Genomic DNA, 25,325 nt, shown 5'->3' with positions numbered 1-25,325 from the left:
AGTGTGCCCGATTTCGGGCAGCGGCCTCACTCCTTCAGATCATACCGATACGATTTCGACACGATCTGCCAACCGTCGGCGAGCTTCATCGCCACCAGGTAATCCGTGAAAAATCGCGGCGGCAGTTGGCATTTGACCTTGATGAACGCGGTCTTGTCGTCAGAACGGTCGATCGTGACGATGAAATCCTCGCGCGGCTTGCCTTCTGCCTTGGCGGAGGGGCGCTTGCGGACCCAGGCGAGCCAGTCCGGGACAGTCAGGATCTTCAGCTCGTCCTTTTCCACCCAGCGCAGATCGGCGGACGGATGGAAGACATCGCCCAGCTTGTCGGCGTCACCCTCGTAAAGCCCGTCAAAATAGGATTGCACGACGGCTTCGACGCTCGACCGATTCTGGCTCATGGGTCATCCCTTTGAATGATGGCTGGGCGCAAACTTAGTCGTACACATCGAATTGCGCTATGGGTGTCTTCTGCCAATTGCGCGAGGGCACCATCGTGACGGGTTCGCAACATCAGAACGCTCGTATCCTTGCCGGCGAATGCTACTGCCGCGCGGTCCGCTACGAGGTCGCGGACGCGTTCTCCTATGCACTGAATTGCCACTGCTCGAACTGCCGCCGGACCACGGGGTCTGCCTTCAAGCCGTTCGCCGGCATCGCGTACAGCCGGCTCCGGCTCGTCAGGGGCGGGGACCAGCGGATCATCTACGGTGACGACACCACCCATGACGCCCACTGCGCTCGCTGCGGTTCGCTGCTCTATTCCCGCGTCCGCGAAGGAAAATGGGCCCATGTCGCCATGGGAACCCTGGTCGATGCTCCCTCGATCCGCCCGACCGCCCATATTTTCGTGGGCTCCAAGGCGCCATGGCACGAGATCACGGATGATCTGCCGCAGCATCGGGGACACATTGGGGAACCCTAGGGCAAATGGGCCCCGGCGCATTTGGCCGCGAACCGCCAACGCACTGGCGCGACTAACAAAAGGGATGTCCCGGCCTGTCGCCTGCGCGGTCTTCGTGACCTCCATCACAGGCGGGCGCGGCGGATCTTGCTAAGGTCGTCCCGAGGGTGTGAACTACCCCGAATTTTTAGAAGGCGTGTCATGCGCAATTTATTCAGGATTTACCCGCTTCTTCTCGCTGTCGCACTGATGTTTGGCGCCCAGCCTGCTTTCGCCGGAAAGCGCGTTGCGCTGGTGCTCGCCAATTCGGCGTATCAGCATGCGCCCCCGCTCGCCAATCCCGTCAATGACGGTGCAGTGATGGCGAAGACGCTGAAGGATGCCGGCTTCGATGTCGTCGATTCCCGCCACGACCTGACAGCGCTTGATACGCGGCGCGTGCTGCGCGAATTCGCCGATGCGACCCGCGATGCCGATATCGCCGTTGTCTACTATGCCGGCCACGGCATCGAGGTAGACGGCTCCAACTATCTGATCCCGGTGGATGCCAAGCTCGAGCGCGACACCGACGTCTACGACGAAGCGCTCTCGCTCGATCGCGTTCTGGTCGCGGTCGAGCCGGCGAAGCAGCTTCGTCTGGTGATCCTCGACGCCTGCCGCGACAATCCGTTCGGCAGGACCATGAGGCGCACCGTGGCTTCGCGCGGCATCGGCCGCGGCCTGGCCCAGGTCGAGCCGACCAGTACCAACACGCTGATCGCCTATTCGGCCAAGGCCGGCTTCACCGCGCAGGATGGCGATGGTGCCAACAGCCCGTTCACGGTCGCGCTGTCGAAGCATCTGACGACGCCGGGCCTCGACGTCCGCCGCGCCTTCGGCTTCGTGCGCGACGACGTGCTCAGGTCGACCGCCAACAAGCAGGAGCCGTTCGTTTACGGTTCGCTCGGTGGTGAAGACGTGCCGCTGGTGCCGGTCAAGGCCGTCGCCGCGGTGGCGCCCGCGCCCGCGATCAATCCGCAGGCAGATATCCGCCGTGATTACGAGCTTGCGCTTCAGGTCGGCAACAAGCCGGCGTGGGAAGCCTTCCTGGCCCAGCATCCGGATGGCTTCTACGCGAACCTTGCCAAGCTCCAGCTCGACAAGATGCAGGCTGAGCAGGTTCACGCCGTGGCGACCGAGAAGGCGAAGCAGGCGGAGGCCGAGCGCGATCGTCTTGCTGCGGCTGGCGCGCAGAAGGATGCGCAGGCCAAGGCCGCCGCCGACGCGAAGGCGGCCGAGCAGGCCCAGCTTGCCGCGCAAAAGGCCAAGGAGCAGGCGCAGCAGCAGGCTGCCGCTGCCGAGCAGCAGCGTGTCAATCTTGCGGCCACGGCGCCGAGCGCCTCGCCCGCGAGCACGGCGAGCCCTGCCGGCACCAATGTCGCCTCGTTGACGCCCGCGACCACGCCGGCCGATCTCAGCCGCTCGGTGCAGACCGAGCTCGGCCGCGTCGGATGTTTCTCCGGTCAGGCTGATGGCAACTGGAGCACGTCGTCACAGCGGTCGCTGACGCAGTTCAATCGCTACGCCGGCACCAAGCTCAACGTGAAGGTGGCGAGCACGGATGCACTCGACACGGTCAAGTCCAGGCAGTCGCGCGTCTGTCCGCTGGTCTGCGAACACGGCTTCAAGGCCGATGGCGACAAATGCACCAAGATCGTCTGCGGCGACGGATACGCGCTGAACGACGACAATGAGTGCGAGAAGCAGCGGGCCGCCAAGCCGGCCAAGACCAGCAAGCCCGCAACCGCCACACGCGACGACAGCGATGACCGTCCCGTACGGCAGCGTCGTCAGTCCGGCGGCGCGGCAGGTGGAGCTGGCATCGCTGCGGCTGGCGGCGGTCGCGCTGCTGCGGGCGGCAGCGGTCAGATCTTCTGCAACGATCTGCTCTGCCGTCCGGTCAAGCGTGGTTGCCATCTCGAGTATCGTGGCGGCGGGGGCCCCCACGTCGATGCCAATGCCGAGGTCTGCAACTGAGCGCGTTGGTCCCTTGACATTGTCCCGGCGAAGTCCGGGACAATGCTGTGAGGATCATGTCGCGATTGCGCTCGCTGCGATGTTCACCGTCAGTGCCAGCAGCGCCGTGTTGTAGATGAAGGACACGATGCCGTGCGCGGTGGCGGTGCGGCGGATGGTCTTGTCGGTGATGCCGACGTCCGAGACCTGCGCGGTCATGCCGATCACGAACGAGAAATAAATGAAGTCCCAATAGTCGGCGTGGTCTTCCTTGTCGCCGCCCGGGAACTGCAATCCGCCGGGCGGATGGCGGTAGTAGTCATGGGCGTAGTGAAGCGCGAAGGTCGTGTGCACGGCGGCCCACGAAAGCGCGATGGTGGTGATGGCAATGGTCAGCTCCGCGCCGCCGTGATGAACGCCGAGTTCGGAGACGATCGCCGCGATGCTCGCGAACGCGCCAACCGCCGTCACCAGCAGGATCACGAAGCGGCCATCGTCCTGCATCGCTGCCGCACGCCGGATGTGCTGGTGGTCGTTGCACAGCATCATCGTGTAAACCAGCACGAGATAGACCGCGATCAGCGCATCCCAGCCGAACAACAGTCGCGTCACCAGCCGGTACGAACCGGGGACGAGCAGGCAGACGACGATCCCGACAGCGAGCGAGATGAAGGTTCGCGGCCGCGAATAGATCAGCCGCATCGGCCGCGACATCTGGCGGAAGCGGACGAGAGCGGGGTCTTCCTTGTTAGTGGCCATGACGTTGATGGCTCTCGCACAGTTGCCGCGGCGGTAGTCCGCTCCCTCGCCCCGCTTGCGGGGAGAGGGCTGGGGTGAGGGGAAGCCTCCGCAAGGACGGTGAGAGTTGGACTCGCGGAGGCTCCTCCTCACCCGACATTCAAGCTGCGCTTGAATGTCAACCTCTCCCCGCAAGCGGGGAGAGGTAAAGATCTCAGTTCTTGCGTTCGGCGACGAACCGCGCTGCGGCTTGCAACACGGCGGCGCGATCGCCAAAGATCGACACCGCGCTGTCGGCGCGCGCCAAGAGATCGCGGACGCGCTGCTTGGCACCGTCGATGCCGAGCTGGGTCACGAACGTGGTCTTGCCGAGCGCAGCATCGGCGCCGGCCGGCTTGCCGAGCGCGGCCGCGTCGCCTTCGACGTCGAGCAGGTCGTCGGCGATCTGGAAAGCTTCGCCGAGCGCGCGGCCGTAATCGTCGAGCGCCTGATATTCCGCCTTCGAGGCCTGGCCGAGGATCGCGCCCGCGATGCAGCCGTAACGCAGCAGCGCGCCGGTCTTCATCTGCTGAATGCGGGCGACGTCGATCGGTTCGTTGCCTCCGAAACGGCCTTCGCCGGCGAGGTCGAGGATCTGGCCGCCGACCATGCCGCCGATGCCGGCGCAGCGCGCCAGCGCACGCGTCAGCAGCAGCCGCACATTGGCGTCGCGATGAATCTCGTCGCGGGTGACGATGTCGAAGGCAAGCGTCAGCAGGCCGTCGCCGGCGAGGATCGCGGTGGCGTCATCGGTCTGCTTGTGCAGGGTGGGACGACCGCGGCGCAGGTCCGAATTGTCCATCGCGGGCAGATCGTCATGGATCAGCGAATAGCAATGGATGCATTCGAGGGCGGCGCCGACGAGCAGTGCGGCTTCGCGGGGAACACCGAACACGGCAGCGCTCTCGACCACCAGGAACGGCCGCAGACGCTTGCCGCCATTCAGGCTCGAATAGCGCATTGCGTCCATCAGTCGCTTGGGGCGGGCGATCTCATCGTGCAGGATGTCGTCCGACAGCAGGCGGCCGAGCAGGGCCTCGGTATCATCAGCGGTCTTGTCCAGACGTTTGGCGAAATCGGACGGGGACGTGCCGGTCATCAAGTGGGGCTCCAGAACTAAAATTCGGCGGACAATCCTTTATGCGCCCGCCCCAGTCAATCGTTTGGAAGGCCTAAAAAGTGCTGGAAAAGGCCCGAATTATCACAGACTTAATGGCGGGATCGGCGGCCACATTCATTTCGCGCCGGAAAGGTCGATGTGCGCATCGTTAAAATCCTGCTGGTCGTGCTCGTGGTCGTCGCTCTCACGCCCTATGTGATCGCGCCGTTCTACCGCACCGGTCATCCGGCTTCGACGCTGATGGCGTGGCGCTCGCTGACGGGCGCGCCGATGCATCGGGAATGGATCGATCTGGCCGAGATGTCGCCTCATCTGCCGCGATCGGTGGTGGCGGCCGAGGACGCCCATTTCTGCAAGCATCACGGCATCGATTGGGGCGCGTTGCGCGAGGCCATCGACGACGCAAAGGAGGACGGCACGCCGTTCCGGGGCGCCTCCACCATCACCCAGCAGGTGGCGAAAAACCTGTTCCTCTGGCAGGGGCGGGATTTCATCCGCAAGGCGCTGGAATTCCCGCTGGCGCTGTGGATCGACCTCGTCCTGCCGAAGCGCCGGATCCTGGAAATCTACCTCAACATCGCGGAACTCGGACCGCAGGGGCAGTTTGGGGCGGAGACGGGCAGCGCCTATGCCTTCGGCAAGTCGGCGGCCGATCTCTCCTCCCGGGAGGCGGCGCTTCTGGCCTCGATTCTGCCGAATCCGGTCAAGCGCAGCGCCAGAACCCCGGGACCAGGGGTCCGGCGGCTGGCCGGCACCTATGTGGCAAGGGCGCAGGCCTCCTCGCTTCTGACCTGCTGGCGGGAAAATCGCTGATTTCGGGGCCATTTTCGGGCGTTTTTTCCGGCCCAGAACCCTAGCTTTACGGCCGGCCTTCCTCTATAAGCCCGGCCTTGATCGGCATTTCGCTCGCCCCGTTTGGGTGCTGAGCCGTCCTCGGACGATGCCCTGATGACACCAATCCCTAGAGGATACTGAAATGGCCGTTCCGAGAAGAAAAACCTCGCCGTCGCGTCGTGGCATGCGCCGCTCGGCAGACGCCATCAAGAAGCCGACCTATGTGGAAGACAAGGACTCCGGTGAGCTCCGTCGTCCGCACCATCTCGACCTCAAGACCGGCATGTACAAGGGCCGCCAGGTCCTGAAGAAGAAAGAGTCCTGAGCTCCGGACTTTTCTTTGGGCGGGCCAATCGCGCCCGCCTGATTTCGGCCCAGCCATGAGATATGACAGTGACGGCGGCGGAGCCAATGCTTCGCCGCCGCATTGTCCTGCCCGGACGTCTTGATCGAGAAGGCACCTTGCCGATGGTCGGTTTCCCGCTGCTTCTGATTCCGCTCGCGGTGTACAACATCATCGCCTTCCTGATGCCCAGCGTGTCCTTCTCGGACGTGCTGTTCAAGGTGCCGATGATCACAGGCGAGACCTGGCCGGTCACGCTCGCCGACCTGCTGCTGGCGCTCGGCGTGCTGCTGCTGCTGCTCGAAGTGGTCAAGGGTGCGCGGCCCGGCGCGAAATTCCTGATGGATCATCTGCTGTCGCTGATCCTGTTCGGCGCGGCCGCGGCCGAATTCGTGATGTGGCCCAAATTCGGCAACTCCACCTATTTCCTGCTGGTGCTGCTCGCGATGGCTGATCTCCTCGGTGGCATCGCCCAACGCGCGCGCCGCCGCATCACCTATGTTGCCGCAGAGACCGTGGCGGTGCCACGCAAGGCGAAGCGCCAGGCCGAGGCGCCGCTGCCGGCGTCGACGTTCGAGCCGAAGCTCGGTCCCGTGCCCGCACCGCAGCCTGAGCCGCCCGCACCCTCGGCGCAGTCGGTTGCCGAATCCGTGCTGATGGATCCTCCCGCACCGAAGCCTGTGCAGGGCATCGCGCCGTCGCCGGAAATTCCCTCGCCGCATTTGCAGCCGGGCAACGGCACGCCGTCCTCGCCCGAAGAGCCGCGCTGAGCGGCGCTACGCCACCTGTCGGGTGCGCGAGCTGACGCTGGGCAGCGGGCGCTTGTTGCCATAGGCCATGCGCGCATCCTCGGACGAGCCGCGGCGAAGCCGGTTTGCCTGGGGCAGGTGCTCGGCATTGGCGATCAGCTGGGTGACGAAGCTCGGATCGGGGCGCGTCAGCGGCGCCTTGCGGGCCCACTGCAAAACCGGCATCAGCGGGACCAGCGCGGTACCCGCCTCCCGCGTTGTCTCTTCGATCTGATCCGCATTCACCATCGCAACACCGCTAATCCGGTTGAACCTGGCGCGTTTTGGGACGCTGGCGCCGGTGCATGTGATGGTCTCGCAAGGACTATGCCGGCCGAGCCGATTTCGTTCCGCAGGCCGCGAAAACGTGGTTTCCAAATTGTTTATGAACTTTGCCTAGGGTCGGAGGCGAATCTGGCCGTATCCTGTGCCGGCTCAGGACTCCCTGCTGTCCCGAAACGAGGCGCTTTTGACCCCTGCATTGCCGCAAGCCTCCGAAATCCTCGCCGCCCTGGGCCAGGCCGTGTTCGTCTGGGATCTCGCCAGCGACGCCATCGTCTGGGGCGAGCAGGCCGGCGCCATCTTCCCCGGCATTCCCGCCGAGCGGCTCGCGACCGGTGCCGAGTTCGCCAAGTTGATCGAGCCTGCGCAGACGCTGCGGAGCGCCGCGCTGGCGCAGACATCAGCCGTGCACGGCGCCGACGGCACGCCCTACCGGGTGGAATATGGCGTGCGCGTGAGCGCCTCGGACGCCGTGGTCTGGATCGAGGAGACCGGCCGCTGGTTCGCCGGCGCCGACGGCCGTCCGGTGCGCGCGATCGGCTCCGTCCGCATCAACAACGAGCGGCACGCCCGCGACGAGGAGCTGACGAAGCTCGCCCGGCTTGATCCGCTGACCGGCGAGCTCAACCGCTCCCATCTGATTGCGGCACTGGCCGAAGCGATCGAGGAGACCAGCCGCTTCCGCTCGACTGCGGCCTTCATGCTGGTCGGCATCGATCATCTCGCCCGCGTCAACGACGCCTTCGGCTTCGACGTTGCCGATGCCGTGATCCTCGACGTCGCCAGGCGGATTCGCGCGCGCTTGCGCGGTGGCGATGTGCTCGGCCGCTTCTCCGGCAACAAGTTCGGTCTGATCCTGAAAAACTGCACCGTCGACGACATGAACGTCGCCGCCGAGCGATTCCTTGCCGGCGTCCGTGACGAGGTTGTGCCGACCAAGTCCGGCCCGGTCTCGGTCACCGTCTCGATCGGCGCGGTCAGCCTGCCGCGCTATGCCCGCAATGCCGACGAGGCAATCAACCGCGCCCATGAGACGCTGGACGACGCCAAGCGCCGCCGCGCCGGCTCGTTCGCGGCATGGCGTCCGAACGCCGAGCGCGACGCGCAGCGCCGCGTCAACATCCGTGTCACCGATGAGATCGTCACCGCGCTGAACGAACGTCGCATCAAGCTCGCTTACGAGCCGGTGGTGTCGGCTGCCACGCGCGAGGGCGCGTTCCACGAATGTCTTGTGCGGATGGACCAGGGCGACGGCCAGGTGCTGCTTGCGCCCGACATCGTGCCGGTCGCCGAGCGGCTCGGCCTTATCCGCCTGGTCGATCACCGCGTGCTCGAGCTCGTGGTCGCCGAGCTCGCGGCCGCGCCGGATATCCGGCTCAGCCTCAACATCTCGCCCGATACCACGATGGATCCCGACTGGTGGGCCGGAATCGAATCGCTGATGCGGGCCCATCCCGGCGTCGCCGAGCGGCTGATTGTGGAGATCACCGAGACCGTCGCGATCCAGGACATCGACGACGTCCGCGCCTTCGTCGGCCGGCTCAAGAATTTCGGCAGCCGCATCGCCATCGACGATTTCGGCGCCGGCTACACCTCGTTCCGCAATTTGCGCAAGCTCGGCGTGGATATCGTCAAGATCGATGGCGCCTTCGTGCAGAACATCACCCACTCGGCCGACGACCGCGCCTTCGTGCAGACCCTGATCGACCTCGCCCGCCGCCTCGACATCAAGACGGTTGCCGAATGGGTGCAGGACGAAGAAGCCGCCGACATGCTGCGCGACTGGGGCTGCGATTACATCCAGGGCCGCCTGATCGGGCTGGCGTCAGCCGATCGCCCTTGGTGCCCGCCGCCGGACAGTGCGCTGCCCGCGGCGGGGTGAGGCATCAGAGGGTCGGCCAAGGCGCACTTGCGCCATGCTTCACCATCTCGCGACGAGGGTGCGAATTTCTCCTTTGAAATCAACGTCCTTCTACTGTGCATGGGGTTGTTTTCGCGGAAATTCGCGTGAGAACGAGGCTCACGCCACGCGGCGAACCGCGTTCATGGTCTCGATGGTGCGTTCGACCTCGGCCGCCGGGCATGGCTTGCCGAAATAATAGCCCTGCACCGCGGTGCAGCCGCATTCGCGGACGAAGTCGAGCTGCTCCACCGTCTCGACGCCTTCCGCCGTGGTCTCGACGCCGAGCACGGAGCCGAGGCTGGCGATGGTGCGGACGATGGCGACGCTCTCCGGGCTTTCGCCGAGCGTGCCGACGAAGGAGCGGTCGATCTTGATGCGGTCGAACGGGAACTTGCGCAGATAGCTCAGCGAGGAATAGCCGACGCCGAAATCGTCGAGGCTGACGCGCACGCCGAGGGCGCGGAGCTGGTGCAGGATCTCGATCGTCGCTTCGCTGTCGTCGAGCAGCGCCGTCTCGGTGACCTCGAGCTCGAGCCGCTGCGGCGGCAGGCCCGCTTCCGCCAGCGCGCTCGTGACCATCGCCACCAGTCCGCGCGAGCGGAACTGCACCGGCGACAGGTTCACCGCGACCGTGACCTCCGGCCATGAGACCGCCGTGGCGCAGGCGGTGCGCAGCACCCACTCGCCGATCGGGACGATCAGGCCGTTCTCCTCGGCGATCGGAATGAATTCGGCCGGCGAGACGAAACCGCGCGATGGATGCTTCCAGCGCAGCAGCGCCTCGAAGCCGGTGAGCTCGGTGGTGTCGAGCCGCACCTGCGGCTGGAACACCAGATGGAACTGGTTGGATTCCAGCGCGCCGCGCAGATCGTGCTCGAGCGCATGCCGGCTGCGCGCCTGCTCTTCCATCTCGGGCTCGAACAACTGATAGGCGCCGCGTCCCTTGGCCTTGGCCTGGTACAGCGCAAGGTCGGCGCATTTCATCAGCTCGTCGGCGTCGAGGCCGTGATCGGGCGCGATCGCGATGCCGACGGAGACACCGACATGGATCGACTGGCTCTCCAGCGGCGGCGGGTGGCCGATGATCTCGACCAGGCGCCGTGCAAGCCGCTCCGCCGATTGCGGTTGCGGGCCGCGCTGGAGCACGGCGAACTCGTCGCCGCCGAGACGAGCGACAGTGTCGTGCTCGCCGACGTTTTCCTTCAGCCGCGCCGCGACCCAGCGCAGCAGGCGGTCGCCGGCGGCGTGGCCAAGCCGGTCGTTGACGGTTTTGAAATTGTCGAGGTCGAAGTACAGCACGGCCATGGCGCCGCCGGCGATCGCGACCTGGTTCAGCCCTTCGCCCATCTTCTCGCGGAACAGTGTGCGGTTGGGCAGATCCGTCAGAGAGTCGTGCTGCGCCATGTGCGCGACGCGCGCCTGGGCCTTGTGACGCTCGGTAACGTCCTCGTAAGTGACGACCCAGCCGCCATGCTCCATCCGCTTGTGGTTGAGCTTGATGATGCGGCCGTCGCTCAAATGACGGTGCAGCGTGTGCTCGCCCTCGCGCAGCCGCTCGACATAGTCTGCGTAGAGCTTTGCGCCGGTCGTGTTCGGATGGATGCCGAGATCGCAGCTGTGCTCCATGATCTCGCGCATCGAGATGCCGGGCTTCACGATGTCCGGCGAAAGGCCGTACATCTCGATGTAGCGGCGGTTGCAGACGATCACGCGCAGGCTCGCATCGAGCATGCACAGGCCCTGGCTCATGTTGTTTAGTGCGGCGTCGAAGCGGCGATACTGTTCGCTCAGCTCCTCAACCGCATGTTCGCGCTCGGTGATGTCCTCATAGGTGGCGACGAAGCCGCCTTCCGGCAGCGCGCAGTAGCGTACCGAGACGATCGTGTCGTTGGTCATGCGCCGGCGCATCGGCGAGGAATCGTTATTCTCGATCCGGGCGCGGGCGGCTTCCAGGATCTGCTGCGGGCTGTATTCGGAGGAGAAGGCGCCGTTCGCTATCGATCGCTCGATCAGCTCGGAGAGATGCGCGCCGGGCTTGCTCTCCTCGATCGATAGCCGGTAGATCTCCCGGTACGTGGAGTTGCAGATCCGCAGGCGCATGTTGCTGTCGTAGAAGGCGAGCCCATGCGCCATGTTTTCGAGCGCAGCATCCAGCATGAGGTTCTGCTGCTTCAGTGTCTCCTCGTGCTGCAGCCGTTCGGTGACGTCTTCGTGCACGGTGACCCAGCCGCCGTCGGGCATGAACCGCGACACGGCCTGCACCCTGCGGCCGTCATATCGCGTCACCAGAACGATCTTCGGGCTCCTGGTCCGGACGTCGTTGATCCGGGAATCGCGGAACTCTTCCCCGGGCATGTCTGCTCTGTTGCCGCGCGAGAGCCAGTGATCGATCGCCGTGCTGTGCGTGATACCCGGTCTCACGACGGTGGGGTCGAGGTTGTAGAATTGCAGGAAGCGCTCATTGCAGACGACGACGCGGGCGTCGGCGTCATACATGATGAGGCCGTGCGACATGTGCGCGAGCGCATGCTGGCTGCGCTCGGTCTGGAGTTGCAGCTCGGTCTCGAGCCTGGCGAGACGGCTGACGTCGTCGCAGATCGTCATCCAGCCGCCGGACGGAAGCGGCTTCAGTTCGAGCGTGATGACGACGCCGCTTGCGAGCGTCTGCCGGGTCTGGAACGGCTTGCCGGCCGCAATCAACGCAATTCGCGAGGCGTAGAGCGCGTCGAGCTCACGTGCCGGGATATTTCCCTGCGCCACGCTATGAGCGAGGACGTCGCGGTAGCACGTTCCGAGCCGGACGATGTCGGACGACAAGTTGAACAGCGTCAGGTAACGGGTGTTGACCAGCACGATGCGGTTGTCGGCGTCGTAAACACAAACGCCCTGTTCCATGCCGTCGAGCGCAAGCTGGCTCAGCGACAGCAGGGCCTGCTGGCCTTGCTCGCGGCACGCACCGAGCTCGTTGTCGCGGGTCGACGTCATGGGATCAGCGGGATCTCGGTGGCAATAGACTTAACGCAACGTTATTCAGCCACCGAGCCTAGCGAAGAGGCGGGAAAATTCCCTTAAGCGCCGTAGTTTACGGAGGGTGACTACAAATGCGGAGAGTCCACGCGTTAGGCAGCGCAGCACGTCGGGGTATCGTAGGTGCGAACGCTCCTACGGCCCGTACAGCACGAGTTCCGTATCGGTGAGGTCAGCCAGCCGCGGACGATGCGGGCCCTTGAAATATTTGCGGCCGCGGCGCTCGGTATAAATACCGACAAGGCCCGCGATGGGCTCGTTGGAATCGACGATCACCGACATCTTGCCGAGCCGGAGCAGCAGCCGGCCGATGCGGCCCGCGCAGGCGGCGTATTCAGCGGCGCTGCGACAGTAGATCAGCTGCATCACGGGCGGTGCGATGAAACCGCGTCGGATGCGCACCGGTTGCAGGATGAAGGGGAAGACGCCCTTCGGCGTGCGGCAGACCAGGCTGAGGCAATTATAGCGCGCATGCCGCGTCAGCAGTTCGGTCTCGGCCTCTGAAAGTCCCTCGATCGTCTTGGCGTGCGGCGGGATGACCTCGATCTTGCTCCAGCGCGGGGCACGCGACAGCGCCGGCACCGAGACGAACAGGCCGCGGCAATAGGCGCGAAAACCCTGGGTCTCGATGATCGGCCAGGTCCACGGCGCCGGGCTGATGTTGAGATAGGTCACGTGCTTGTGTCGCTGCGCGATCTTGGTCAGCATCGGCGCGTAATTGCGATAGGCCGGCTCGACATACCAGCTCGACAAATTGCACTGGATGGCGGTCTCGTCGCCGACCTTCCGCGTTGTGTAGATCAGCAGCAGCACGCCGACCGGCACGCCGTCATTGTCGAGCATGTAGCCAAAGCGCGGATAGCCTTCCGGCACAGGCCGGAAGGCCTGCCGGCGGAGACCCTGGATCCAATAGTCGCGCGAGCGGCCGACGAAGCCGCGCGTCAAGAGGTCAGCGACCGCCTCGACGTCGGCTTCGGTGATCTCGCGGCATCGGACCTTGGTGTGGATCACGCTCGTCTTGCCCGTAGAAATGGCCGGCCTCTTAGAGTCTATCGTTTCGGCATGATCTTTCCGGAAAACGGCTTCGCACGTTTCCGGATCATGCTCTAGCGCCAGCCCTCGCCGTGAGCGTCGGCCGCGACCTGCGGCTGCATGGCCAGCATCTCCCGCACCTTGGCGGGCCAGGCGGAGAGATCGGTGCCGTGGGTGTGGAACATCGCGACAGCCAGACGATCCATGCCGAAGGCGACGCAACCGGTGTGGGCGGCCTCGCCGTTGGCGTCCTGGATTCCCCAGGTCGTGCCAAAATGTTCGCGGTGATAGTTGAAGCTCATGCACGCGGTCGGCTGCTCTTCCGAGCGCAGCGGGATCAGGAGCTCGAACTTGAGCTGCTGCTGCTTCTGGCTCACCGCCTTCATCTGGCCGACGCGGCCGAAGAAGGGGTCGCTGGCGTAGTCGACGCGAAAGGTCAGGCCGAGATCGGTCGCGATTGCCTGGGCGCGCACCATCCAGCGCTCGCGGAAATCGGCGACATCATCGGGCGTGCCGATGCAGACATATTCGCGCATCCGGAACGATTGCAGCCGGTCGAGATGCTTCGACGGCTCGCGGCGGAAGCAGTCGGCCGCGACGTCGAAGCGCAGGCCGCCCTTCGGCAACTGGCCGCGGCTCGCCGCGATCGGATAGACCGGATAGCAGGCGGCGGGCGAGAGCACGAGGTCGGCGGGCGAGAGCGATGTGGTCCAGTCGCCGCCGGCATCGAAGCGGCTCACCGCGGCATTGATCTCGCGTTCGGTGCCGTGCAGGCCGCAGACGCAGCCAAGCAGGTTCGGAAAGCTCTTGAGATAGCCGGACTTCTCCAGCTGCGCGCGGCTCATGACCGGCGGAAAGCGCAGTGCTTCGGTGCCGGCTTCGCGATGGCTGGTGATCAGCGCGGCGAGTTTCTCGACGACGCCCTCATAAAGCGCGGTGCGGGCGTAGACGCCGTCCGAGCCCATGCGGTGGAACAGCTTGTCGGCGAGATGATCGAGCGGATCGACGATCTCAGGCGCAGTCTCGGGCGAATCGGGAAGGACGGCAATGTTCATGGGAGGGTGTCCTGCTATCTCAAATTTGTTCTTGTTGATTTAGTCACGAAGGCTTGTCGGTACGCCGCTCATCAGGGTCGACGTGGCGGCGTTGGCAAGAATGCGGTCGTTGTTGATCATGATCGGCGACGACAGCACGTCGCGCAGATGGCGGCCCATGGTGAACTCGCCGTCGTTGCGGTAGCCGGACAGGCCAGCGGTGCGCATCGCATGCATCACGGTCTCGACCGCGATCTCGGAGGCCTGCACCTTCAGCAGCGTGATCGAGGATTGGAAGTCGAGCGAGCCGAGCGCGCGCTCGTCATGCTCGGCGCGGGCGAAGGCGTCGACATTGGCAGCGATCAATGCGCGAAGCTTTGCCAGCGACATTTTAGCGGCGGTGAAGTGCGCGGCGGCCGGCGGCATCTGGCCGCCGGAGCTACGGGCGGCCTTGCGGACGAAAGCCTGCGCGCGCGTGACCGAGGCGGCGGCAATGCCGGCCCAGACCGACGACCAGCACAGATGCGCAAACGGCGTCATGGTTTGCGCATGGATCTTGTCATAGGCTTCCGGGAAGACGCGATCGGCGGAGCAATCGACCTTCAGCTCGAAGCCGGTCGAACAGGTGCCGCGCATGCCGAGCGTTTCCCAGCCCTGCGTCTGCTTCAGCGAATAATCGTCCTTGGCGAGCGCCAGCAGCACCTGGTCGGAAGCAGCGGCGTCGGTGGCGCGGCGGGCGATGGTGACGAGGCCGTCGGCCTGGGCGCCGTACGAGATCACAGTGGCGTCGCGCACCAGCGAGACGGTTTCGCCGGCGTGGTCGACCGCGGCCGCGCTGGCGCGGATGTTGCCGCCGTTCTGGCCCTCGGTGGTGGAGGAGGCGAGCAGCCACTGGTCGCGGGCGACCCGGCGCATCATGGTTTCCATCCAGGGAATGCCGTGGCCGTGCCTGACGACGCAGGCGACCTTGGTCTGGTGCATCGCGTAGATCATCGCGGTCGAGGCGCATGCACGACCGAGCGTGTAGCAGATGTCGGTGACGTCATAGATGGAAGCGCCGAAGCCACCGAACTCGACCGGGATCATCACGCCGAGCAGCTTCTGCTCGCGCGCGGTGTCGAAAGCCTTGTGCGGGAAGCGGGCGTCGCGATCAACGCCGTCAGCGTCGGCCGCAGCCACGCTGGCGGTGCGCGCCGCGCGCTCGATCAAAGAGGGGCCGTGCTCAAGAAGGCTCGGCTGCGTTTCGTCGACAGTGAGGACTGCTTCACGCACGTTCATACTCGTCCGCCTCCGCTTCGTCGTTAGGGACCGCCGGCATCATTCGCGATGCCATCGGCGATCCTCCGACCATCTTTGCTTGTGAGAGGAGGCTACGGATTTAATTCAAATTCGTCGATGAAATAGAGGGTAAACGAACTGCAATTCCGAACGAACAGTTAAGGTCCGGTTGTTTGCAGAGCGCGGATTTCCGCGATCACGTTAGGGTTTTGGAAGATGCCCGAATTCCGGACAATCTGAGTCATCGTTTACTAAGAAACGCGAAGTAATGCTGGCGCCCATTGTGAGATCGGCCCGTCGCGCCCATCGTACCAAGCGACAGGTTCGATCTATTATGGACAGACGGGAATTTAACCATGCAGGCCTTCGACACTGACGTGCGTAACCGCATCATCAAGCTGGTGAAGGGCATCCTCGAGCAGAATTCGCTCACCGCCGACGTTGCGCCGTCCACGAAGCTCGTCGACGCCGGCCTGACCTCGATGGACATGGTCAATCTGATGCTCGGTGTCGAGGCCGAGTTCGACTTCACCATTCCGCAAACCGAGATCACGCCGGATAATTTCCAGTCTGTCGAGACGCTGGAACGGATGGTCGCGACCCAGTTGCAGCCGGCGACCGCGGCTTAAAGACCGGGCTCGTCCTCGCGAACGCCCGGACCCAATCCCCTCACCACCCCGTTCCAAAACCGCCGCAAAACTGGCATAGCTTAACCATGTCGCACGTGGCGAACAGGGTGGAGCGGGCATGACGCAGGCGGTATTGGGCATCATCGGCGGCTCCGGCATCTATGATTTGCCAGGCCTCGAAGGCGCGCACGAAGAGGTGATCAGGAGTCCCTGGGGCGAGCCGTCGGCGCCGGTACGGCGCGGCTCCATTGCCGGCCTGCCGATCGTGTTCCTGCCGCGGCACGACAAGGGGCACCGGCTCTCGCCCTCCGACATCAATTATCGCGCCAATATCGACGTGCTGAAGCGCGCCGGTGTCACCGATCTGATCTCGCTGTCGGCCTGCGGTTCCTTCAAGGACGAGATGCCGCCCGGTACTTTCGTTCTCGTCGATCAGTTCGTGGACCGCACCCACAAACGCGAGAGTTCGTTCTTCGGCAAGGGCTGCGTCGCGCATGTCTCGATGGCGCATCCGGTCTCGCCGCGGCTGCGCATCCATCTTGCTGCCGCGGCCGAAGCCGAGGGCATCGCGTTCGCGCGCGGCGGCACCTATGTCTGCATGGAGGGACCGCAGTTCTCTACCTATGCGGAAAGCATGACCTACAAGACGCTGGGCTATTCCGTGATCGGCATGACCAACATGCCCGAAGCAAAGCTCGCCCGCGAGGCCGAGATCTGCTACGCGACCGTCGCGATGGTGACGGATTTCGACTGTTGGCATCCCGACCACGACGCCGTCACCGTGCAGGACATCATTCGCGTGCTGACGTCCAATGCCGACAAGGCCAAGGCGCTGGTGGCGCGGCTCGCCAAGGATTTTCCGCGCGAGCATGAGCCGTGCCCGATCGGTTCGGATCGCGCGCTCGACACCGCGCTGATTACCGCGCCCGAGGCGCGCGATCCCGAGCTTCTGAAAAAGCTCGACGCGGTAGCCGGGCGCATTCTGCGCGGCTGAAACGAAAGGCAGAACGCCATGAAGGTCGACGGCAAGCATTTCCGCAGCATTTGGCGCGAACGTGACGGCTGGTCCGTCGGCGCAATCGATCAGCGTCGGCTGCCGCACGAGTTCATCATCGCAAGGCTGACCTCGTGCGACGACGCAGCGGTGGCGATCCGCGACATGCTGGTGCGCGGCGCGCCGCTGATCGGCGCGACTGCGGCTTACGGCATGGCTCTCGCGATGCGCGATGACGCCTCGGACGCCGGCCTGAAGCACGCTTACGACACGCTGGTCGTGACGCGGCCGACCGCGATCAATCTGAAATGGGCGCTTGACGAGATGCGCGCGGTGCTCGCGCCGATCGATCCTGTCGAACGGGCGGAAGCGGCTTACGCCCGCGCCGACGAGATCGTCGAGCAGGATGTCGAGATCAACCGCGGTATTGCCGGCAACGGCCTGAAGCTGATCGAAGCAATCGCGGCGAGGAAGAAGCCGGGCGAAACGGTCAACGTGCTGACCCATTGTAATGCCGGCTGGCTCGCCACCGTCGACTGGGGCACTGCGACGGCACCGATCTATCTCGCGCACGAGCGCGGCATCAAGATCCATGTCTGGGTCGACGAGACCCGCCCGCGCAACCAGGGCGCCTCGCTTACCGCATGGGAGCTCGGCCACCACGGCGTGCCGCACACGGTGATCCCCGATAATACCGGCGGGCATCTGATGCAGCATGGCATGGTCGATCTTGCCATCGTTGGCACCGACCGCGTCGCTGCCAATGGCGATGTCTGCAACAAGATCGGTACCTATCTGAAAGCGCTCGCCGCGCATGACAATGGCGTGCCCTTCTATGTCGCGCTGCCTTCGCCGACGATCGATTTCGCCGTCAACGACGGCATTCGCGACATCCCGATCGAGCAGCGCAGCGGCATTGAAGTGACCGACATGACCGGCCGTACCGCCGATGGTCGCCTGGAGACAGTGCGTATCGTGCCAGAGGGTTCGCCGGTTGCGAATTACGCTTTCGACGTTACCCCGGCGCGCCTTGTCACCGGTCTCATCACCGAGCGTGGTGTGCTGAAGCCGGATCGTGCTTCGCTTGCAGCCGCGTTCCCAGAACGGATCGCGACTGCGGCCGAATAATCCTGGTTAGGCGATATCTCGCCCCAGCCGTCGTTGCGAGCGCGATGACGAAGGATAGACTACCCCAGCCTCAATCCCGTTGCCGCCTCGAGCTCCGCGATCGCCTGTGCGCCGTTCGCAACCTTGATCGTGGTCATGCCCATTTCGCGCGCCGGCTTCAGATTGACGCCGAGGTCGTCGAGATAAACGCATTTCTTCGGATCGACCTTCAGCGTCTCCACCATCAGCTGGTAAATGCGCGGATCCGGCTTGCGCAGGCCAATCTTGGCCGATTCGATGACGTGGTCGAACAGCACCATCACCTCGGCGATGTAGAGCGAGCGGCCGGTCATGCTGCCGATGGCGTTGGCCGGCAGATTGTTGGTGATGCAGCCGGTCTTGAATTTGGCCTTGATGCGCTTCAGCGCCTCGACCATCTCGGGGCGCAGATCGCCCTGGAGCAATGGCAGCACGTCGCGTCCGCCCACCTCGGCGCCGAGCGCAAGCGATTCCGCCGCGAACAGCTTATCGAAAGTTTCGATGTCGACTTCGGCGCGCTCGAACCTCGCCCATGCATTTTCGAGGTGATTGGCGGCGTTGGTGCGCCGGATGATGTCGATCGGCAAGCCGCGCTCAGTCTCGAATCGCGAAAACGCCTCGAATGGCGAGCTCGTCAACACGCCGCCAAAATCAAAGATCACAGCCTCGATCGCCACTGTCCTGCCCTCGTCAATTCCTTTTCAAGAGGGCTAGCATGCGCTATCGGCAAGGGCCAGTCCTGCCGACATACGAGCGTGTTCCCATGAAGAAGCTTGCAACTCTCATCGTATCTGCGCTGCTGCTCGCCACGCCGGCTCATGCCATTGTCGGCGGCGGCACGCCGCAGATGGATGGCGTTGCGCGCGCGGTCGTCACCATCGTTGGCTCGCGCGGCAATTTCTGCACGGGCAGCCTGATCGCGCCGCAGCTTGTGCTGACGGTCGCCCACTGCGTGCAGCCCGGCGCCGACTACAAGATCGTAGATCGCAGCAAGGACGGTCAGCCGCAATTGCTGAACGTGCGCACCGTCGCGATCCATCCGAGCTTCAACATGCAGGCGATGCAATCGCATCGCGCCACCGCCGACGTGGCATTGCTGCAACTCGAAATTCCACTGAAGGGAAAATCGACGGTGACGGTCGGCGCACCGAATATTCCAATCCGTCTCGGCAGCCGTTTCACCATCGTCGGCATTGGCGTCACCGTGCGCGGCGATGGCAAGAGTGGCGGCGCGACGCGCGTTGCCGGCCTCGTGGCCACAGGCCAGCCCGGCACATTCCAGATCCGCCTGGTCGATCCCGTAACCAACGGTGTTCGCGACGGAATCGGCGCCTGCACCGGCGATTCTGGCGGTCCGGTCTTCGAGGACAAGCCTGGTGGCGCCGTGCTCGTCGGTGTCATCAGCTGGTCCACGGGACCGAACGGAGCGGCCGGCTGCGGCGGACTGACCGGGGTCACGCCGCTCACGCTTTACCGCGACTGGATCTTGCAGACGGCGCGGAACTGGGGCGCGGCGTTGTAGTTTGATCGCGACGTGATCTATGTCATTTTGCAAGGGAAGCGCGATGGCGGACCAAGCCTGTCGCGGAGGAAACGCGTCGCCGGTCAAAGGCGGCCTGAAAATGACAAGGCATAGAAGCAACAATGAATGTCGCGGTTCGCAGTCACGCCACGGCCAAGCAGGCTTCAGAACATTTCGACGTGCTGATCGTCGGTGCCGGCATCTCCGGGATCGGCAGTGCTTATCATATCGAGAAACAGCTTCCGGGCACGAGCTACGTCATCCTGGAGACGCAGGCGACGTTCGGCGGCACCTGGAGCACGCATCGCTATCCCGGGATTCGCTCGGACAGCGATCTCCATACCTTCGGCTACAGCTTCAAGCCGTGGGTCGGGCCGCCGATCGCCACCGCCGAGGAGATCCTCTCCTATATGAACGAGGTGATCGACGACAACGATATCGCCCGCCATATCCGCTACAAGCACAAGATCATTTCAGCGAGCTGGTCGAGCGAGCGGAATCTCTGGACCATCGAGTCGGTGACCACGGACACCGGCGAGGCGAGGACCTTCACCGCGAACTTCCTCTGGATGTGCCAGGGCTACTATCGTCATTCCGAAGGCTACACGCCGGAATGGAAGGGCATGGACCGCTTCAACGGTCGCATTGTCCATCCGCAGACTTGGCCGGACGACATCGACCTTGCGGGCAAGAAGGTGGTCGTGATCGGCTCGGGTGCGACCGCAGCGACACTGGTGCCGAACATTGCCGACAAATGCGCACATGTCACCATGCTCCAGCGCTCGCCCACTTACTTCCGGCTCGGCCGCAATGCCATCGAGATTGCAGAAGAGCTGCGCAGGCTTCAGGTCGAGGAGCAATGGATCCACGAGATCGTCCGTCGCAAGATCCTGTTCGAGCAGGACGCGTTCACAAAGCTCTGCCTGTCCAAGCCTGAACAGGTGAAGAAGGAACTGATTGGCCAGATCAGTGCCGTGCTCGGTCCGGACTACGACGTCGAGACGCACTTTACGCCGACCTACCGGCCGTGGCGCCAGCGCATCGCCTTCGTGCCGGATGCCGACCTGTTCAAGGGTATCGCCAGCGGCAAGGCGTCGGTCGTCACCGATGAGATCGAATGCTTCGTCGAGAACGGCATCCAGCTCAAATCGGGTAAGGTGCTGGAAGCCGACGTCGTCGTCACTGCAACCGGCTTCAATCTGGCGGCGCTCGGCGACATCGCCTTCGAGATCGACGGCAAGCCGCTCGCCTTCGGCGAAACCGTCACCTATCGCGGCATGATGTTCACGGGCGTGCCGAACATGGTCTGGGTGTTCGGCTACTTCCGTGCGAGCTGGACGCTGCGCGTCGATCTCGTCGCGGACTTCGTTTGTCGCCTGCTCGGTCACATGAAGGCGAAGGGCAAGAAGAAGGTCGAGGTCAGCTTGCGCGCCGAAGACCACAACATGCCGATCCTGCCCTGGATCGATCCGGAAAACTTCAATCCCGGCTACATCCTGCGCAACATGGATCTGCTGCCCAAGCGCGGCGACAAGCCGGAATGGCAGCACAGCCAGGACTACTGGACCGAGAAGGACGAGATCCCGAAAACGGATCTGGACGATAAGGCGTTTGTGTATGGGTGACGGCTCTGCCGCCGACCGATGACCATGCATGATTGATGTGAATGGCCGTCCATATGGATGGTCATTCTGCCGCAGCCGAACGTGTCAAAGCGTGGCGCGGTTGCAACAGCATGTTTCGAATCCACCCAAGTTGCAGGCCGCGGGACGGATTCTGATCCGACCGTAGTTCTACTGATCATCCCCTTGTCCTAAGTTCCCGGCGGCGCCGTCGGGAGCGCCGCGGGGTAGGGGTCGAGCGCGTGAAATCTGGGTTGCCATCGAGCGGGCAGGGTCGCGCGCGCTGGTGTGTTGCCGCTGCAATCTGGCTTGGCTTGGCCTTCAGCGCGGCCGTCGTGACGAGCCCCGCGTCCGCGCAGCAGATATTCAACGGATCGCAGACCACGCCCAACGGTTCGGTCAATGGTGGTGGCGGTGTCTGGGACAACACCACGACCAACTGGACAGATTTTTTTGGGACGACCAGCTCGGCTTATGATCCCGCGTCGGCCGGCACAATATTCGGCAGCAGCGGTCCTTCGACGCCGGCGACGGGCGGCACGGTTACGGTCACGCCGGGCGGTATCCAGCTCACAAGTCTCGTAGGCTTCGATCTCACCGGCGATGGGACGATCTACACGATCCAGGGCGGCGATCTCAGGCTGGCCTCGGGTGGCACCACGTTCTTCACCAGTGATGTGACCGGCACCTCGGATCCCTCGGCCGTGATCGCTTCCCGCATCGTCGGCGCTGGCGGCATTTCGGTGCAGTCCCCCGGCATTCTGGCGCTGCTCGGCGCCAACACCTACACGGGCGACACTTTCATTTGTTCCTGTGCGGCGCTGCAGCTTGGTGATGCAACCCATACCGCCAGCATCATCGGCGCCGTCAACAACGAGGGCACGTTCAACATCGTCAATGCCGACATGTCGGGCGTTACGTCGATCCTCAACGCCGGAGGTCAGACGATCTTCGGTACTTTTGGCGGAACCGAAACAGTAACGGCGGCCAAGGCTGCCATCGTCAACGACGGTGGCGGAACGGTCTTTCTTGCGCAGACGAGTGCTGGCGGAGCCAGCATTACCAATCAAAACGGCGGTGGCACGATCTTTCTGGAGCAATCGACGGCCGGCTCAGCGGCGATCGTCAACCAAAGCTTCGGGGTCACGTTCTTCGGTCAAACTATCGCCGACACGGTAACTGCCGGGAGCGCCACGATCACCAACGAGGCCGATGGCACCACGCTGTTCGCCGGCCGGTCGACGGCCGGCAATGCCACGATTATCACCAAGGACGGCGGTGAAACCCAGTTCTTCGACAATTCCACCGGCGGCAATGCACGTTTCATCACCACGGGGACCGGCATCACCGATTTCGGCGGCGGACCAGGCCCAGCCGGCCCGGCCGGCGATGGCCGCATCACCGCCGGATCGATCGAAGGCAGCGGCCTCTACTACATTGGTGGCGGCAACACGCTCGTTGTCGGCGGCAACAACCTGTCGACCGAGGTCAGCGGCGTCATCGCCGACGCCAATCCTTGCGGTTGCGGTCCCGCCGGATCGGGCTCTCTCGAAAAAGTCGGCAGTGGAACGCTGATCCTTTCGGGCACAAACACCTATACCGGCACAACGACCGTTAATGGCGGCGTCCTGCGCGTCGATGGCGACATCTCGCAGTCGAGCCTGACCACCGTGAACGCAGGCGGCGCGCTGTATGGCGCCGGTATCGTCGGCACCACTGTCATCGCCGGGGGCATCTACGCGCCCGGCGACGGCGGTCCGGGCTCGAGCATGCAGGTTCAGGGCGATCTCACCCTTCAGGCCGGCTCGGTCTATGTCGTCCAGGTCGGCAGCGGATCCAGCACGAGCCACGCGCTCGTCACCGGCAACGTCACGCTGAACGGTACGGTCGGCGTTGCGCTTTATCCCGGCAGCATGGTGATGAAGCACTATTCGATCATGGACTTCTTCGGCACCGCCACTGGCAATTTTACCGGCGTGGCCGCGCCGGGAGGACTGATCGGCACAACGACCGTCGGGTCGAACGAGGCCTTCCTCGATTTCACGCTGAACTACGGTGCGAAATACGCGCTCAATATCAACCAGCAGAACGTAGCCACGGTGCTGCAGAATTTCTTCAACACCAACGGTGTCCTGCCGGCTGGGCTCGCGGGTCTCGGCCCCGCCGGCCTGACGCAAGCCTCGGGAGAATCCGCAACGGGGTCGCAGCAGACGACGTTCAATGCGATGAACCTGTTCATGGGCCTGTTGACCGACGTATTCGGCGCAGGACGCAGTGGCACGCCCGGCGCGACGCCTTATGCAGACGAGACCAGCGCGAATTCTTACGCCGCGGCCAGCAAGCGCCCCAGCGATGCCTTTGCCTCGATCTATCGCAAGGCGCCGGTTGCGACGTTCGAGCAGCGCTGGGATGTCTGGGCGGCCGGCTTCGGTGGCTCGCAGACTACCGACGGCCATGCGGGGCTGGGCTCCAACAATACCACCAGCAGCGTCTACGGCACCGCGGTTGGCCTCGATTACCGCTTCTCGCCGTCGACAGTTGCAGGCTTCGCGCTCGCCGGCGGCGGCACCGGCTTCGGTGTCAATGGACTGGGCTGGGGCCACTCAGACCTGTTCCAGGCCGGCGCTTTCGTCCGTCACAACGCCGGCCCCGCCTATCTCACGGCCGCACTGGCTTATGGCTGGCAGGATGTCACCACCAACCGCGTCGTCACGGCAGCCGGCACAGATCAGTTGCGTGCGCAGTTCAATGCCAACGCCGTGTCGGGCCGTATCGAAGGCGGCTATCGCCAGGCAACGCCGTGGATCGGGCTGACGCCCTATGCCGCGGTCCAGGCCACGCTGTTCAGCCTGCCGAGCTATTCGGAATTTGCCGTGGTCGGCAACAACACTTTCGCGCTCAACTATGCCGCCAAGGACGTGACCAACACCCGCACCGAGCTCGGCCTGCGCGCCGACAGATCGTTCGCCGCTGCCGGCGGCGTGATGACGCTGCGCGGCCGCGCAGCCTGGGCGCATGATTTCAATCCGGATCGCACCGTCGGCGCGGTGTTCCAGACCCTGCCGGGGTCGGCCTTCGTCGTGAACGGGGCAGCGCTGGCGCGCGATTCCGCGCTGACCACGGCGTCGGTGCAGATGAACTGGATGAACGGCTGGTCTGTATCCGCCACGTTCGAGGGCGAGTTCTCGAACGTCACGCGCTCCTACGCCGGCAAGGGCGTCGTCCGCTACACCTGGTAGGCTCTAACGCTTCGGTTGCGCCGGCTTGCGCGGCGGGCGAGGGGCGGCGGCGGGCGCGGGCGCTCCGCTCATCTTGTTGGCGGCTTCGCTGACATCGAGCAGCGAGCGACGGGTGTCCTCGAGGAAGCTTGCCGATTTCTTCTTCATGGTGTCGGCGAGCTCGTGGAGTCCCTTGATCTTTTCGAACAGTTCGTCGGCCTTGCCGTCGACGAAGCCCGGCACCACGCCCTCGATCTTGGTGACTGCCTTGTCGAATCCCGCAAACGCATTGTCGACTTTGAGCATCACCGCGTCGATTTCGTCGCCCTTGCCTCTGAGATCGGCCGTATAGTTCTCGAAGGTGCGCAGGCCCTCCTTGATCGCGGGCGCGTTGCTGACGATGCTGCGATCGACGCTGTGCAGCGTGTCGACGATGGATTCGGCGTCACTGAGATCGGCGGTCAGGACCGGGACGCCGTCCGAATCCAGCGGCACCGGCGGGGCGGACGGAGCGCCGCCGATCAGTGAGACCGCCGCGACACCCGTGAGGCCCTGGAACTCGATGCCGGCCACCGTGTCCTTGCGAAGCGGCGCGACGTTGTCGAGCGACACCAGGGCCACGACCTTGCGCGGGCTCTCCAGCTTGATCGACAGGATCTGGCCGGCCGGCACGCCGTCGAAATTGACCGGACCGCCGCGACGCAGCCCGCTCGCGGACCCGCCCTCGAACACGACGCGCAACTGGCTGCGGCTCTGGATGCTGCGCCATTTCTGCACGCCAAGCAGGCCGCCGAACGCCACGGCGATCACCGCCAGCGTCGTCGTTCCGATCACCAGATTGCTCGCGCGTGCCATGCGCTGGGATTCTACGACCAAA

General features: G+C 64.3%; 22 protein-coding genes. 12 read left to right on the top strand and 10 right to left on the bottom strand.

Annotated features, from left to right (window positions below; all coding sequences use genetic code 11):
* Window positions 1-26: 26 nt before the first annotated feature.
* The gene (locus tag JQ631_RS17780) at window positions 27-401 is read right to left on the bottom strand and encodes a nuclear transport factor 2 family protein (protein WP_212327975.1); all 375 of its coding nucleotides are present in this window, start codon (window positions 399-401) and stop codon (window positions 27-29) included.
* A gap of 95 nt (window positions 402-496) precedes the next feature.
* Between JQ631_RS17780 and JQ631_RS17775 the strand changes: the two genes are divergently transcribed.
* Together JQ631_RS17775 and JQ631_RS17770 are read left to right on the top strand one after the other, a co-directional pair.
* Entirely contained in the window at window positions 497-925 is a 429-nt protein-coding gene (locus JQ631_RS17775) for a GFA family protein (RefSeq protein WP_212328639.1), read from the top strand.
* Between the two features lie 180 nt (window positions 926-1,105).
* Window positions 1,106-2,920: a caspase family protein gene (locus tag JQ631_RS17770; RefSeq protein ID WP_212327974.1), complete on the top strand. Its 1,815-nt coding sequence runs from the start codon at window positions 1,106-1,108 to the stop codon at window positions 2,918-2,920.
* Window positions 2,921-2,974: 54 nt separating this feature from the next.
* On the opposite strand, the gene JQ631_RS17765 is transcribed toward JQ631_RS17770, so the two are convergent.
* Together JQ631_RS17765 and JQ631_RS17760 are read right to left on the bottom strand one after the other, a co-directional pair.
* A complete protein-coding gene (locus JQ631_RS17765) occupies window positions 2,975-3,658 on the bottom strand; it encodes a DUF1345 domain-containing protein (protein WP_212327973.1) in 684 nt (227 codons plus the stop codon).
* A 193-nt stretch (window positions 3,659-3,851) separates the two neighbouring features.
* Window positions 3,852-4,775 carry a polyprenyl synthetase family protein gene (locus tag JQ631_RS17760; protein ID WP_212327972.1) on the bottom strand — a complete coding sequence of 308 codons (924 nt, stop codon included), beginning with the start codon at window positions 4,773-4,775 and terminating at the stop codon, window positions 3,852-3,854.
* A gap of 159 nt (window positions 4,776-4,934) precedes the next feature.
* On the opposite strand from JQ631_RS17760, the gene mtgA reads away from it, so the two are divergent.
* From mtgA to JQ631_RS17745, 3 genes are all read left to right on the top strand, one after another.
* The gene (gene mtgA / locus JQ631_RS17755; RefSeq protein ID WP_212327971.1) at window positions 4,935-5,609 is read left to right on the top strand and encodes a monofunctional biosynthetic peptidoglycan transglycosylase; all 675 of its coding nucleotides are present in this window, start codon (window positions 4,935-4,937) and stop codon (window positions 5,607-5,609) included.
* A 163-nt stretch (window positions 5,610-5,772) separates the two neighbouring features.
* Entirely contained in the window at window positions 5,773-5,955 is a 183-nt protein-coding gene (gene rpmF, locus JQ631_RS17750; protein ID WP_007598106.1) for a 50S ribosomal protein L32, read from the top strand.
* A 143-nt stretch (window positions 5,956-6,098) separates the two neighbouring features.
* On the top strand, window positions 6,099-6,743 hold the full coding sequence (locus JQ631_RS17745; RefSeq protein WP_212328638.1) for a hypothetical protein: 645 nt from the start codon (window positions 6,099-6,101) through the stop codon (window positions 6,741-6,743).
* 6 nt (window positions 6,744-6,749) lie between these two features.
* On the opposite strand, the gene JQ631_RS17740 is transcribed toward JQ631_RS17745, so the two are convergent.
* Window positions 6,750-7,010 carry a hypothetical protein gene (locus tag JQ631_RS17740; RefSeq protein WP_212327970.1) on the bottom strand — a complete coding sequence of 87 codons (261 nt, stop codon included), beginning with the start codon at window positions 7,008-7,010 and terminating at the stop codon, window positions 6,750-6,752.
* A 220-nt stretch (window positions 7,011-7,230) separates the two neighbouring features.
* On the opposite strand from JQ631_RS17740, the gene JQ631_RS17735 reads away from it, so the two are divergent.
* Window positions 7,231-8,925, top strand: a complete 1,695-nt coding sequence (locus JQ631_RS17735) for a putative bifunctional diguanylate cyclase/phosphodiesterase (protein WP_212327969.1) — start codon at window positions 7,231-7,233, stop codon at window positions 8,923-8,925.
* Between the two features lie 138 nt (window positions 8,926-9,063).
* Here the strand turns inward: JQ631_RS17735 and JQ631_RS17730 are convergent, their stop codons facing one another.
* The 4 genes from JQ631_RS17730 to JQ631_RS17715 all read right to left on the bottom strand — a co-directional run bounded on the left by JQ631_RS17730 (window position 9,064) and on the right by JQ631_RS17715 (window position 15,317).
* Entirely contained in the window at window positions 9,064-11,931 is a 2,868-nt protein-coding gene (locus JQ631_RS17730) for a PAS-domain containing protein (protein WP_212327968.1), read from the bottom strand.
* 177 nt (window positions 11,932-12,108) lie between these two features.
* Window positions 12,109-12,984, bottom strand: a complete 876-nt coding sequence (locus tag JQ631_RS17725; RefSeq protein ID WP_212327967.1) for a GNAT family N-acetyltransferase — start codon at window positions 12,982-12,984, stop codon at window positions 12,109-12,111.
* A gap of 95 nt (window positions 12,985-13,079) precedes the next feature.
* Window positions 13,080-14,060, bottom strand: a complete 981-nt coding sequence (locus tag JQ631_RS17720; protein ID WP_212327966.1) for an amino acid--[acyl-carrier-protein] ligase — start codon at window positions 14,058-14,060, stop codon at window positions 13,080-13,082.
* Between the two features lie 39 nt (window positions 14,061-14,099).
* The gene (locus JQ631_RS17715) at window positions 14,100-15,317 is read right to left on the bottom strand and encodes an acyl-CoA dehydrogenase family protein (protein ID WP_212327965.1); all 1,218 of its coding nucleotides are present in this window, start codon (window positions 15,315-15,317) and stop codon (window positions 14,100-14,102) included.
* Window positions 15,318-15,673: 356 nt separating this feature from the next.
* Here JQ631_RS17715 and JQ631_RS17710 point away from each other — a divergent pair, with 356 nt between their 5' ends.
* From JQ631_RS17710 to mtnA, 3 genes are all read left to right on the top strand, one after another.
* Window positions 15,674-15,946: a phosphopantetheine-binding protein gene (locus JQ631_RS17710; protein ID WP_212327964.1), complete on the top strand. Its 273-nt coding sequence runs from the start codon at window positions 15,674-15,676 to the stop codon at window positions 15,944-15,946.
* A 118-nt stretch (window positions 15,947-16,064) separates the two neighbouring features.
* Window positions 16,065-16,940, top strand: a complete 876-nt coding sequence (locus JQ631_RS17705) for an S-methyl-5'-thioadenosine phosphorylase (protein ID WP_212327963.1) — start codon at window positions 16,065-16,067, stop codon at window positions 16,938-16,940.
* 18 nt (window positions 16,941-16,958) lie between these two features.
* Entirely contained in the window at window positions 16,959-18,068 is a 1,110-nt protein-coding gene (gene mtnA, locus JQ631_RS17700) for an S-methyl-5-thioribose-1-phosphate isomerase (protein ID WP_212327962.1), read from the top strand.
* Window positions 18,069-18,127: 59 nt separating this feature from the next.
* On the opposite strand, the gene JQ631_RS17695 is transcribed toward mtnA, so the two are convergent.
* On the bottom strand, window positions 18,128-18,763 hold the full coding sequence (locus tag JQ631_RS17695; protein WP_212327961.1) for an HAD-IA family hydrolase: 636 nt from the start codon (window positions 18,761-18,763) through the stop codon (window positions 18,128-18,130).
* 86 nt (window positions 18,764-18,849) lie between these two features.
* Between JQ631_RS17695 and JQ631_RS17690 the strand changes: the two genes are divergently transcribed.
* The 3 genes from JQ631_RS17690 (at window position 18,850) to JQ631_RS17680 (ending at window position 24,469) form a co-directional block, all read left to right on the top strand.
* The gene (locus JQ631_RS17690; protein ID WP_212327960.1) at window positions 18,850-19,608 is read left to right on the top strand and encodes a S1 family peptidase; all 759 of its coding nucleotides are present in this window, start codon (window positions 18,850-18,852) and stop codon (window positions 19,606-19,608) included.
* A 122-nt stretch (window positions 19,609-19,730) separates the two neighbouring features.
* Complete coding sequence (locus JQ631_RS17685) at window positions 19,731-21,233, top strand: flavin-containing monooxygenase (protein ID WP_212327959.1); 1,503 nt, start codon at window positions 19,731-19,733, stop codon at window positions 21,231-21,233.
* Window positions 21,234-21,565: 332 nt separating this feature from the next.
* A complete protein-coding gene (locus JQ631_RS17680; RefSeq protein WP_349644986.1) occupies window positions 21,566-24,469 on the top strand; it encodes an autotransporter outer membrane beta-barrel domain-containing protein in 2,904 nt (967 codons plus the stop codon).
* Window positions 24,470-24,472: 3 nt separating this feature from the next.
* Here the strand turns inward: JQ631_RS17680 and JQ631_RS17675 are convergent, their stop codons facing one another.
* Entirely contained in the window at window positions 24,473-25,303 is an 831-nt protein-coding gene (locus JQ631_RS17675; RefSeq protein ID WP_212327958.1) for an MlaD family protein, read from the bottom strand.
* Window positions 25,304-25,325: the final 22 nt, after the last annotated feature.

Origin of the sequence: Bradyrhizobium manausense (assembly GCF_018131105.1) — a bacterium.
GTDB classification, from domain to species: domain Bacteria; phylum Pseudomonadota; class Alphaproteobacteria; order Rhizobiales; family Xanthobacteraceae; genus Bradyrhizobium; species Bradyrhizobium manausense_B.
The sequence above is the reverse complement of the archived record's forward strand: the minus strand, read 5'-3'. Positions and strand labels throughout refer to the sequence as shown.